This window comes from Methylobacterium gregans, assembly GCF_022179245.1.
In the GTDB taxonomy this organism is placed as follows: domain Bacteria; phylum Pseudomonadota; class Alphaproteobacteria; order Rhizobiales; family Beijerinckiaceae; genus Methylobacterium; species Methylobacterium gregans.
Genome location: NZ_BPQM01000191.1, coordinates 1 through 11872 on the forward strand (window position 1 = coordinate 1; position 11872 = coordinate 11872).

Here is an 11872-nt window from a genome sequence, read left to right on the forward strand (position 1 = left end):
ACCGGCCCGCCCCCGAACGAGCCCGCGATCAGCGCGAGGTACTTGCGGTCCATCACGTCGAGGCCGAGCCCGTCCACGTCGAGCAGCTGCAAGGCCCGGTCGGCGAGCGCGCGCGTCACCACCGGCTCCTCGGCCACCACCGCGAAGTCGCGCACCCGCCGCAGCAGCCGGCCGGCGATCCGCGGCGTGCCGCGCGCCCGCCTCGCGATCTCGTTGGCGCCCTCCGCCGACATGCCCAAGCCCAGCACCCGGGCGCCGCGCTCGACGATCAGCTGCAGCTCGTCGACATCGTAGAAGGCCAGCCGGATCGGGATGCCGAAGCGGTCGCGCAAGGGCGTGGTGAGCAGACCCGCGCGGGTGGTGGCGCCCACCAGGGTGAACTTGGGCAGGTCGATCTTGACCGAGCGGGCGGCGGGCCCTTCGCCGATGATCAGGTCGAGCTGGTAGTCCTCCATGGCCGGGTAGAGGATCTCCTCCACGGCCGGGTTGAGGCGGTGGATCTCGTCGATGAACAGGACGTCGCGCTCGTCGAGGTTGGTGAGCTGGGCGGCGAGATCGCCGGCCTTGGCGATGACGGGTCCGGAGGTGGAGCGGAAGTTCACGCCGAGCTCGCGCGCCACGATCTGGGCGAGCGTGGTCTTGCCGAGGCCGGGGGGGCCGACGAACAGGACGTGGTCGAGCGCCTGCCCGGTCTTGCGCGCCGCCTCGATGAAGATCTGCATATTGGCGCGCGCCGCCCGCTGGCCGACGAACTCGGAGAGCGACAGCGGACGGATGCTCTGGTCGTGGTCGTCCAGGCGCCGCTCCGGGCTGAGGATCGGGTTGCCGGCGGGCGGGGCCGCGGGCGGCTTGGCGGCGGATCTGGCTGGGGCTCTCGGCTTTCTCATCGACCCTGCTCGCGGCCCCGCCCGGCTCCGCGCTGGACGCTCGCTCGGCCGCGGGGCCTGACTACGCGCTCAAGGGCTGCGGGCTCAAGGGCTGCGGGCTCAAGCGCCGCGGTCCTCAGGATTGCAGCGCGAGCGGCATCGCCTCGACGCCGATCTCGCCGACGCCGCGGGCGTCGAGCGAGGCGCGCAAAGCCGAGGCCGGCGACTGGCCGGTGAAGGCGGCGAGCACCGGGCCGGGCTCCGCGCCCGCCGGACCGGAGCCGAGGAGCTGCGTGACCCGACGGGCGATGGCGGGGGCCGGGTCGATCCAGGTGACCGGCCAGGGCGCGAGGCGCTCGAAGCGCGGGCGCAGAAGGGGGTAGTGGGTGCAGGCGAGGCAGACGACGTCCGTGCGCCGCCCGTCCTCGGCGGTGACGAAGCAGGGCGCGATCTCGGCGGCGAGCGCGGCGTCCGGCACGGGCGCGCCGGAGAGCTCGGCCTCCGCGTAGTTCGCGAGGTTCGGCGAGCCGACGAGCGCGACGCGGCAGGTGCCCGCATAGGTGGCGATCAGGTCGCGGGTATAGGAGCGCGCGACCGTGCCGGGCGTGGCCAGCAGCGAGACGAGACCCGTGCGGGTGGTCTCGGCGGCGGGCTTGATCGGCGGCACCACGCCGACGAAGGGCGTGCTGAACCGCTGCCGCAGCGCCGGCAGCACCAGCGTCGAGGCGGTGTTGCAGGCGATCACCACGAGGTCCGGGTGATGCACCGCGATCAGCCGCTCCATCACGGCGAGCACCCGCGCGACCAGGGTGGCCTCGCCCAAGCGACCGTACGGGAAGGCGGCGTCGTCGGCGGCGTAGACGTAGCGGGCGTCCGGCCGGGCGCGGCGCACCGCTTCCAGCACGGTGAGGCCGCCGAGGCCGGAATCGAACACGAGGATGTGAGGCTCGACGGGGGCCCCGCGGGCCGCGACGGAGAGGCTCGCCCCGGCCATGAGATCGATCCGCATAGGTTCGCGATGCCCCGCGCTGAAGGAGCCCAGTCTCGACGCCGAGGGTTAAGGCACCCTCACTGAGGCCGGAAAATGGCTGGGGTCCGGTACCCCTTCATGTCCCGCGGCAGAATTGCCGCGCCCGCGTTGCCGGACGCACGCTTGGCCATATCTCCTCTCGCGACGCTGTCCTGGGAGCAGAGTGTTTTCTCAGGAGCCGGTGAAGGAGAGGAATGCCATGGCAGCCACAGCGGCAACCCGCGCGGCCGTGCAGAGCGCGCCCCCATCCGCAGCCTTCCCGCCCCCGCCCCTCACGGCCCGGCCCGTCGACCGGGCCGCCTGGCTCGCCGCCTACCGCCACGTGCGGGCCGAGACCGAGCGCAGGGCCGCCCCGCTCTCGCCCGAGGACCAGCAGATCCAGTCGATGGCCGATGCCAGCCCGACCAAGTGGCACCGGGCGCACACGACATGGTTCTTCGAGCAGTTCCTGCTGCGCGAGCACCTGCCGGGCTACGCGATCCACGACGAGCGCTGGCACTACCTGTTCAATTCCTACTACGTCGCCGCCGGGCCGCGGCAGCCGCGCATCGCCCGCGGGCTGATCACCCGGCCGGACGCCGAGGCGGTCGCGGCCTATCGGCGGCACGTCGACGGTGCCGTCGAGACCCTGCTCGCCCAGGCCGCGCCCGGCGCCCTGGAGGCGGTGCTGCCGATCCTGGAGATCGGGCTCTACCACGAGCAGCAGCATCAGGAGCTGATCCTCACCGACATCCTGCACGCCTTCGCGCAGAACCCGCTCGGCGCCGTCTACGATGCCGACTGGCGGTTCCCGAAAGCCGCGGCCCGCGCCGGCGCGGTGGAGCTTGCGCGGGCCATCGCGCAGGTGGGGCACGAGGGCGCCGGCTTCTCCTTCGACAACGAGCACCCGCGCCACGAGAGCCTGATCCTGCCCTGCACGGTCGACCGGGCGCTGGTCACCTGCGGCCAGTGGCAGGCCTTCATGCGGGACGGCGGCTACACCCGGCCCGATCTCTGGCTCTCGGACGGCTGGATCGCCGCGCAAGAGCAGGGTTGGGAGGCGCCGGGCTACTGGCGCCAGGACGGCGAGGGCTGGAGCGTGATGACGCTCGGCGGCCGTCGCCCGGTCGAGGCGGACCAGCCCGTCACCCATATCAGCTACTACGAGGCGGACGCGTATGCCCGCTGGGCCGGCCGTGACCTGCCGAGCGAGGCCGAGTGGGAGGTGGCGGCGCGCGACCACGGCCTCGACGACGCCTTCGGTCTCGTCTGGCAATGGACCCGCAGCCCCTACGTCGCCTATCCGGGCTACCGGCCGCTGCCGGGCGCGCTCGGCGAGTACAACGGCAAGTTCATGGCCAACCAGATGGTGCTGCGCGGCTCCTCGGTCGCGACGCCCGAGGGCCATGCCCGGCTGCCCTACCGGAACTTCTTCTACCCGCACCAGCGCTGGCAGTTCACCGGCCTGCGGCTGGCCAACCAGCGTCGGTGACCCAGGCAGGCCGCCGCCGGATCGGCGCGCGGCCTCCGGCCGTTCCTCTCAGCCCCTCGCGCGGCCGCCCGGCACCTTCGCCGCGCGGGCCGCGTCAGCCCGGAGCTTGTCCCGTGACCATCAAGCCCGTCTTCAAGAACGCGACGCCCGTCACCCAGGCCCCGGAGCCGCAGGGGTTCCTGGACGATGTGCTCCGGGGTTTCGCGCAGGCCCAGAAGACCCTGCCGGCCAAGTACTTCTACGACGACGCCGGTTCCGACCTGTTCGAGGCGATCACGCGTCTGCCCGAGTACTACCCGACCCGGACCGAGCTCGCGATCCTCGACGCGGCGGGCCCCGAGATCGCCGCCGCCCTGCCCCGGGGCGCGGCGCTCGTCGAGTTCGGCAGCGGGTCGACCGTGAAGGTGCGCCGCCTGCTGCGCCACCTGCCCGACCTGACGGCCTACCTGCCGGTCGACGTCTCGGAGAGCTTTCTGCGCGCGCAGGCCGAGGGGTTGCGAGCGGATTTCCCGACCTTGCGCATCGAGCCGGTCGCGGCCGATTTCACGCAGCCCTTCTCGCTGCCAACCGATCTCGGCGACGCGCCCCGCGCCGGGTTCTTCCCGGGCTCGACGATCGGCAATTTCGAGCCCGCGGAGGCGGCGCGCCTGCTCCGGCAGTTCGGCGCGATCTTGGGGATGGGCTCGGTCCTGGTCGTCGGCGTCGATCTGGTGAAGGATCACGCCGTGCTGGAGGCGGCCTACGACGACGCGGCCGGCGTGACAGCGGCCTTCAACCGCAACGTGCTCACCCGGATCAACCGGGAACTCGGCGGCACGTTCGACGTCGATGCCTTCACGCACCGAGCGGTGTTCAACGCCGAGGCCTCACGCATCGAGATGCATCTCGTGGCCCGCTCCGCCCAGGACGTGGCCGTGTCCGGCCGGCCGGTTTCCTTCGCGGCGGGCGAGTCGATCCACACCGAGAACAGCTATAAGTACACGGTGGAGAGCTTCCGAGCGCTTGCCGCCTCGGCGGGCTGGGAGCCGGTGCAGGTCTGGACCGACCCGCGGGCGCTGTTCTCCGTGCACGCGCTGCGACTGGCCTGAGCGCGTCCTCAATCCTCTCCCTCCAGGGAGAGGGAGCGCGCGTTCAGCTCGAGCGCTTCTCCATCATCGCCTTGACCTGCATGAGCTGGTCCCAGACCTGGCCCGGCGAGGTGTTCATCATCTCGAAGCCGGCGGCGACCCCCCAGTAGATGCCGAGGCAGATCACCGGCACCAGCACCCAGGCCAGCAGCTCCTCGCCGCGCTTGCGGCGCTGGCGGCGGCGGCGGCGCTGCTCGCGGGCAGTGAGTTTCTTGGGCGCCGGGGCGTAGGTGGTCTGCGCGAGGGGGCCCTCCTGCAGTTCTTCAGTCATCGAGCCCCTCCCCGTCGCGGCGGCACCTTCGCGCCGCCGCGCCTATACCCTCGCGGGTCGGTTCATGAAACCCTGCGGTTGTCGTCCTGAGCGTGCCGGACGACGCGTCAGGTCCGAACGAGCGGCACCTTCGGCACAGTCCGCACGCTCTTGCCGCCCGAGCCACCGCCCTTGTCGTCCTTCGGCGGCTTCTTGCGGCTGGCCGAGCGGGGTTTGGCCCGCTTCTTCTTGGCCGCAGTCGAGGCCACGTCCTTCTCGGGCTTCGGGGTGACCGGGCCCGCTGGGAACTCGAAGCCGAGGGAGTCCTTGGCGCCGGCCTTGGCCTCCGCGTCTTCGGGCCTCTTCAGCACCACCTTGACGGCGCCGCCGTCCTTCAGGCGCCCGAACAGCACCTCGTCGGCGAGCGGCGTCTTGATGGTGGACTGGATCAGACGGGCCATGGGCCGGGCGCCCATCGCGTCGTCGTAGCCGTTCTCCACCAGCCAGTCGCGGGCCTCGTCGGTCAACTCGATCGTGACATTGCGGTCGGCGAGCTGCGCCTCGAGCTGGAGGACGAACTTGTCCACCACCTTGGCCACGACCTCCTTCGGCAGATGGCCGAACGAGATGATGGCGTCGAGCCGGTTGCGGAATTCCGGCGCGAACAGACGGTTGATCGCCTCGACGTCGTCGCCCGAGCGCTTGGTCTGGGTGAAGCCGTAGGCCGACTTCGCCAGATCCGAGGCGCCCGCGTTCGACGTCATGATGATGATGACGTTGCGGAAATCGACCTGCTTGCCGTTGTGGTCGGTCAGCTTCCCGTGGTCCATCACCTGCAGCAGGATGTTGAACAGGTCCGGATGCGCCTTCTCGATCTCGTCGAGCAGGAGCACGCAGTGTGGGTGCTGGTCGATCCCGTCGGTGAGCAGGCCCCCCTGGTCGAAGCCGACATAGCCGGGCGGCGCGCCGATGAGCCGCGAGACCGTGTGCCGCTCCATGTACTCCGACATGTCGAAGCGCAGCATCTCGACGCCGAGCGAGGATGCGAGCTGCTTGGCGGCCTCGGTCTTGCCGACGCCGGTCGGGCCCGCGAACAGGTAGGAGCCGATCGGCTTGTCGGGATCGCGCAGGCCCGCGCGGGCCAGCTTGATCGCCGAGGTCAGCGCCTCGATCGCGTTCGACTGGCCGTAGACCACCCGCTTCAGGTTCTCGGTGAGGTTCTGGAGAACCACCGCGTCGTCCTTCGAGACGGTCTTCGGCGGGATGCGGGCCATCGTGGCGATGGTCGCCTCGATCTCCTTCACGCCGATGGTGCGCTTGCGGCGCGCCTCCGGCACCAGCATCTGCGAGGCGCCCGTCTCGTCGATCACGTCGATCGCCTTGTCGGGCAGCTTGCGGTCGTTGATGTAGCGGGCCGACAGCTCCACCGCCGCCTTCACGGCGTCGGTGGTGAACTTGAGCTTGTGGAACTCCTCAAAATAGGGGCGCAGGCCCTTCACGATCTCGATCGTGTCGGGGATCGAGGGCTCGTTGACATCGATCTTCTGGAAGCGGCGCACGAGCGCCCGGTCCTTCTCGAAGTACTGGCGGTACTCCTTGTAGGTGGTCGAGCCGATGCAGCGCAGCGCCCCGGAGGCCAGCGCCGGCTTCAGGAGGTTCGAGGCATCCATCGCGCCGCCCGAGGTCGCACCGGCGCCGATCACCGTGTGGATCTCGTCGATGAACATGATGGCGTTCGGGTGCGCCTCGATCTCCTTCATCACCTGCTTGAGACGCTCCTCGAAGTCGCCCCGGTAGCGGGTGCCGGCGAGCAGCGTGCCCATGTCGAGGGAGAAGACGGTCGCGTCGGCGAGCACCTCCGGCACCTCGTGCTGGATGATCTTGCGGGCCAGCCCCTCCGCGATCGCGGTCTTGCCGACGCCGGGGTCGCCGACGAGGAGCGGGTTGTTCTTCTGCCGGCGGCAGAGCACCTGGATCGTGCGCTCGACCTCGGCGTGACGGCCGATCAGCGGGTCGATCTTGCCGTCGCGGGCCTTCTTGTTGAGGTTGACGCAGTAGGCGTCGAGCGCGTCGCCCTTCTTCTTGGTGCCGCGCGCCTCGCCGTCGTCGCTCGGCCGCTCGGAGGAGCCCTCCTCCTCGGCGCCGCGCACGGGCTTGGCCTCGGAGGCGCCGGGGCGCTTCGCGATGCCGTGGCTGATGTAGTTGACCGCGTCGTAGCGGGTCATGTCCTGCTCTTGCAGGAAGTAGGCGGCGTGGCTCTCGCGCTCGGCGAAGATCGCCACCAGCACGTTGGCGCCGGTGACCTCCTCGCGGCCGGAGGACTGCACGTGGATCACCGCGCGCTGGATCACCCGCTGGAAGCCGGCCGTGGGCTTGGCGTCCTGGCGGCCGTCACCGGTGAGGTTCGAGAGCTCGGTGTCGACGTACTCGACGAGGCTGCGCTTGAGCGTGTCGATCTCGACGTTGCAGGCCCGCATGACCGCTGCGGCGTCCTGATCGTCGGTGAGCGCCAGCAGCAGGTGCTCCAGCGTCGCATATTCGTGCCGGCGTTCGCCGGCGAGCGCCAGGGCGCGGTGGAGGGCTTGTTCTAGGCTGCGTGAGAAGCTGGGCAAAGCTGGCCTCTGTGTGGGTGCCTATTTCTTTTCCATAACGCACTGAAGAGGATGTTGGTGCTTGCGCGCAAAGTCCATGACCTGCGTCACCTTGGTCTCCGCGACCTCGTAGGTGAACACCCCGCACTCGCCGACCCCGTTGTGATGCACGTGCATCATGATCTGGTAGGCGTCCTCGTGCGATTTGTTGAAGAACCGCTCCACCACGAGGACCACGAACTCCATGGGAGTATAGTCGTCGTTGAGGAGCAGAACCCGGTAGAGGCTCGGTCGTTTGGTGCGCGTCCGGGTGCGGGTGATGATAGCCGTGTTCGAGCGGTCGTCGCCGCCGCCGGACCCGCCGGGACCGGTGGCCATCGCCGTCGTTGGAGCCGGCGTCGTGCCGGCCGTTGCGTTCGCGGTGCCCAGCATCGGGACCTGAATCATCTCTCTCGAACCGAACCCTGAGCGGCAACCGGTGCGCGCCCCGCCGGGGGCACGGCGCGCCCGCGAACGGCGCGCAGGGCCAATCTACAGATCGATAGGCGACTTCGCCAGTCGCCTGCGCGAAACTGTCCGACCCAGGCGGCGGGTACCCCCGAGGGGCTCATCCAAGGGCCGGCGCGGCCGCCCGCAGCCTTTTTCCCCGCCCCCGTCGGCGTCGCGCGTGCGATGCGGCATTTCGGCCAAGGTACGGGCGCGCCTCGCGATCTGCCGCCACGCAGGCGATCGCATTAACCGCGGCGTAACCGCGGCTTCCTAATCTCCGGACGATGCAGCGGTGCCACGGACACAGAGTCCGGCGAGCCCGCCTCCACACCATGATGCGGACCGGTCTGAGCCGGTCTTCGAGGGCGATCACTCGTGATGCGTAGCGTATCCAGCCGCTCCCGGACGGCACCGGCCCTGGCCGCCACCCTCGCGGCTGCCGCCGTTCTCACTGCCCTGGCCTCTCCCGCCGAGGCGCGCCGCCGCGGCCACCACGCCCGCGCGGGCGGCGGCTACAACCCGCCCTACGCCGCGATGGTGGTCGACGTGAAGAGCGGCAGGACGCTCCACGCGGTCAACGAGGACGCCCTGCGCCACCCGGCCTCGATCACCAAGGTGATGACCCTCTACATGCTCTTCGAGCAGATGGAGAAGGGCCGCTTCGCGCTCGATTCCGAGCTCACCATCTCGGCCAAGGCCGCCATGCAGGCGCCCTCGAAGCTCGGCCTGCGCCCCGGCTCCACCATCACGGTCGAGGACGCGATCAAGGCGCTCGTCACGAAGTCCGCCAACGACGTGGCCTGCGCCATCGGCGAGAACATCTCGGGCAGCGAGGAGCGCTTCGCCCAGGCGATGACCGCCAAGGCCCGGGCGCTCGGGATGAGCCGCACCACCTACGCCAACGCCTCCGGCCTGCCGGACGCCGACCAGATCACCACGGCGCGCGACCTCACGGTTCTGGCCCGGGCGATCCAGGACCGCTTCCCGCGCTACTACCGCTACTTCCAGACCCGCTCCTTCGCCTTCCGCGGCCGGGTCATCGGCAACCACAACCGCCTCGTCGGCACGGTCGAGGGCGTGGACGGCATCAAGACCGGCTACACCCGCGATTCCGGCTTCAACCTGATGACCGCGGCCAAGCTCAACGACCGCCAGATCGTGGCGATCGTCCTCGGCGGCAAGTCGGGCGCCAGCCGCGACCGGATCATGGCCGACCTGGTGCGCGCCAACCTGCCCCGCGCCTACGCGGGTGCCCGCCAGACGGCGCCGACCACCGAGATTGCCGAGCGCGCCCGGCCGGCCGTCGTCGCCGACGCCGTCTCGCGCACCCGCACGCAGCTCGCCTCCGCGGACGACGAGGTCGAGACCACGGCCTCGACCGAGCCGCTCGACATCATGCCGAACCGCTCGACCGCGACGCCGGGCAGCGGCGGCTACGGCGCCCGCGCCCTGCCGAAGGCGGCCCAGGCCTACGCGGCGACCTCGGGCCAGAGCCCCTTCCCGGGTTCGGGCGCGAAGTCCGACGCCCGCCTCGCCTCGGTCGAGGCGCCCGTCGCCCGCGCCGAGGCCCCGAAGCCGGTTCTGGCCAACGCGCCGAAGGTGACGCCGACCGCCTGGGTGATCCAGCTCGGCGCCATGGACGACGAGGGCAAGGCCCGGGCGATGCTGAGCGAGGCCCGCGCGAAGGTCGGCGGCAGCCTCGCCAAGGCCGCGCCCTACACCGTGAAGGTCGAGCACGGCGGGGCCACGCTCTACCGCGCCCGCTTCTCGGGCTTCTCCGAGCAGGAATCCGCCCAGGACGCCTGCGCCGCGCTGAAGCGCGGCGGGTTCAGCTGCTTCGCCACCCGCAGCTGAGACGCGCCGCGGTCCGGCCGCGGCCTGCCCATCGCGAGACGACCCGCGGGCCCCGTGCCCGCGGCGGGCGCCCGGCCGCGTTCCAGCCGGCGCCATCGAGACCCTGTGCAGATCTTCGACAACGCGCGTGGAGTATCAGCGATGTCGGTACGTCAGCCTGTCGCGGGCCGCATTGATGCGGGCCGCCCGCTCGGCGCTTCCCCCCTGGTCGGGATGGGCCGCCTTCATGAGGCGCCGGTGCGCCGCCCGGATCTCCTCCAGGGTCGCCCCGCGCTCAAGCCCCAGGACCTGGTACGCCTCCTCCTGCGTCATCGCCCCTGGCTGAGACGGACGGCCCGGCCCCGGGTCGCGATCAGCCTCAGCGTCTACACGCCAGCCGGGACGCCGGCGGTCCAGATACGCGTCTAGCAGCGGGATCCCCTCCGGATCCTGCGCGGCGCAGGCCCGGCGCAGGCTCAGGAGCTCCGGCAGCGCCAGCGCGTCGAGGTCGGTGCCCGCCCGGCGTCCGCCGGCGACGCGGCCGCCCCCGATCGTGCCGTCCGGCATCAGCGCGACCTCGACGAGGCGCGAGCGGAAGCGGCGCGGGTCCGGTCCGCTCCGCGCTCGCCTGGACAGGCCGGAGAAGAGGCCGGCCAGGGGGCCGGACGAGAGGCGGGCTGAGACCAGGCGCGCGACGCGCTCGCCCGCCCGCTCCGGTCCCTCGAGCAGCCAGACGCCGAGCAGGCCGAGCACGAGGGCCGGGCCGATCTGCCCGCGCAGCAGGAAGAACCCGGCGAGCGCCAGCGCTCCCCAGGTCGCCGCGCGCCGGGCGAGGCGGCCGGTGAGCCGCGGATCGAGGCGGTTCCGGTTCTTCGAGAGCCACCAGAGGCCGAGGCAGGCCGCGAGGCCGAGGACGAGGATCATCCGGGCTCCTCAACGCCGCACGTCGTAATCGGCGCCGACGCGGCCGCCGATGCGGACCTTCACGCCGTTGCCGAGATCGCGGAAGCCATCCCGCGCAGAGGCGCGGGCCGCGTCCCGCCCGCAGCCCGGACGCGGCGGCAGCCGCACGCCCTCGGGCGCGTCCTCCGGGCAGAGCCGGGGCCGTTCCTGACGCTCGGCCGCGGCGGCCGGGAGGGTGAGCGCGAGCGCGATCAGGAGCGCTGCGCGTCCGATCCCGCTCATTGCCGGTTCTCCGCCACGTCCGCGGTGGTCACCCGCACGGTGCGGGTACGCCCATCGCGCTCGACCGTCAGGCCGACGCTCGATCCGACGCCCGCGGCTTGAAGCGCGGCGGTCAGCTCGGCCAGGCGGTGGATCGGCTTCCCCCCGACGCCCACGATGATGTCGCCGATCTCGCCGGTGCTCGGATCGACCCCCTGGAGCCCGGCCGAGGCCGCGGGCGAGCCGCGCAGCACCCGCAGCACCACGACGCCGTCGATGCCGAGCCGGGCGGCCGTCGCCTCCTGCCCGGCGATGATGCCGATGCCGGGATTGCGCACGCGGCCCGAGCGGATCAGGTCCGGCACCACCCGGTTGACCGTGTCGACCGGCACCGCGAATCCGATGCCGGCGCTCGCCCCCGAGGGCGAGAAGATCGCGGTGTTGACGCCGATGAGGCGGCCCGCCGAGTCGAGGAGTGGGCCGCCCGAATTGCCCGGGTTGATCGCCGCGTCCGTCTGGATCACGCCGGAGAGCTCCCGCCCCTCCCCCGTGGGCAGGCGGCGCTGGAGCGCGCTGACCACGCCGGTCGTCAGCGTGTGGTCGAGGCCGAACGGGTTGCCGATGGCGTAGGTCGCCTGCCCCACCTTCAGGTTGGCGGAGGTGCCGATGGCGAGCGGCGGCGGCATCTTCGAGACCCGGCCGAGCTGCAGCACCGCGAGGTCGTAGGACGGGGCCGTGCCGACCACCCGCGCGCCCACCACCTCGCCCGAGGAGAGGCGAACCGAGATCGAGCCGCCGGACCGGGTCGCGGCCTGGACCACGTGGTTGTTGGTGACGACGTGGCCGCCCGCGTCCCAGACGAAGCCGGTGCCGGTCTGGGTTCCGCTGCCCTGGCCCTGCCCGCCCTCCTCCTCGTCGTCGAGGCTCATCAGGGCCTGCCCCCGCGCCGCGGCCTGGGCGAAGACGTGCACGACCGAGGGGCTCGCCTGCTCGAACAGGGCGACGGTGGTGGATTCGGCGGGTGCCAGATCGCCGCGGGCGGTCACGGCCC

The 11872-nt window shown here is 71.6% G+C and carries 11 protein-coding genes; 3 read left to right on the forward strand and 8 right to left on the reverse strand.

Features of this window, described 5'->3' with window-relative positions; all coding sequences use genetic code 11:
* Together ruvB and murI are read right to left on the reverse strand one after the other, a co-directional pair.
* Window positions 1-887 (reverse strand): Holliday junction branch migration DNA helicase RuvB (gene ruvB / locus MFF54_RS27150; RefSeq protein WP_238307299.1); only part of this gene is annotated, 887 nt, incomplete at its 3' end.
* Between the two features lie 115 nt (window positions 888-1002).
* A complete protein-coding gene (gene murI / locus MFF54_RS27155) occupies window positions 1003-1875 on the reverse strand; it encodes a glutamate racemase (protein WP_238307300.1) in 873 nt (290 codons plus the stop codon).
* Window positions 1876-2095: 220 nt separating this feature from the next.
* Between murI and egtB the strand changes: the two genes are divergently transcribed.
* The gene (gene egtB, locus MFF54_RS27160; protein ID WP_238307301.1) at window positions 2096-3367 is read left to right on the forward strand and encodes an ergothioneine biosynthesis protein EgtB; all 1272 of its coding nucleotides are present in this window, start codon (window positions 2096-2098) and stop codon (window positions 3365-3367) included.
* A 113-nt stretch (window positions 3368-3480) separates the two neighbouring features.
* Window positions 3481-4455, forward strand: coding sequence for an L-histidine N(alpha)-methyltransferase (gene egtD, locus MFF54_RS27165; RefSeq protein WP_370880179.1), 975 nt, complete (start codon window positions 3481-3483; stop codon window positions 4453-4455).
* 43 nt (window positions 4456-4498) lie between these two features.
* Here the strand turns inward: egtD and MFF54_RS27170 are convergent, their stop codons facing one another.
* The 3 genes from MFF54_RS27170 to clpS form a co-directional block, all read right to left on the reverse strand.
* Complete coding sequence (locus MFF54_RS27170) at window positions 4499-4765, reverse strand: hypothetical protein (protein WP_238307302.1); 267 nt, start codon at window positions 4763-4765, stop codon at window positions 4499-4501.
* Window positions 4766-4872: 107 nt separating this feature from the next.
* Window positions 4873-7356 (reverse strand): ATP-dependent Clp protease ATP-binding subunit ClpA, encoded by a 2484-nt coding sequence (clpA, locus tag MFF54_RS27175; protein WP_238307303.1) that lies wholly within the window; start codon window positions 7354-7356, stop codon window positions 4873-4875.
* 21 nt (window positions 7357-7377) lie between these two features.
* Complete coding sequence (clpS, locus tag MFF54_RS27180; RefSeq protein WP_238307309.1) at window positions 7378-7713, reverse strand: ATP-dependent Clp protease adapter ClpS; 336 nt, start codon at window positions 7711-7713, stop codon at window positions 7378-7380.
* Between the two features lie 489 nt (window positions 7714-8202).
* Here clpS and MFF54_RS27185 point away from each other — a divergent pair, with 489 nt between their 5' ends.
* On the forward strand, window positions 8203-9678 hold the full coding sequence (locus MFF54_RS27185; RefSeq protein ID WP_238307304.1) for a D-alanyl-D-alanine carboxypeptidase: 1476 nt from the start codon (window positions 8203-8205) through the stop codon (window positions 9676-9678).
* Window positions 9679-9813: 135 nt separating this feature from the next.
* Here the strand turns inward: MFF54_RS27185 and MFF54_RS27190 are convergent, their stop codons facing one another.
* The 3 genes from MFF54_RS27190 to MFF54_RS27200 all read right to left on the reverse strand — a co-directional run.
* The gene (locus MFF54_RS27190; RefSeq protein ID WP_238307305.1) at window positions 9814-10581 is read right to left on the reverse strand and encodes a J domain-containing protein; all 768 of its coding nucleotides are present in this window, start codon (window positions 10579-10581) and stop codon (window positions 9814-9816) included.
* Between the two features lie 9 nt (window positions 10582-10590).
* Window positions 10591-10842 (reverse strand): hypothetical protein, encoded by a 252-nt coding sequence (locus tag MFF54_RS27195; protein WP_238307306.1) that lies wholly within the window; start codon window positions 10840-10842, stop codon window positions 10591-10593.
* Window positions 10839-11872: S1C family serine protease (locus MFF54_RS27200; protein WP_238307307.1), on the reverse strand; the 1034-nt coding region annotated here is incomplete at its 5' end. The genes MFF54_RS27195 and MFF54_RS27200, both read right to left, overlap by 4 nt.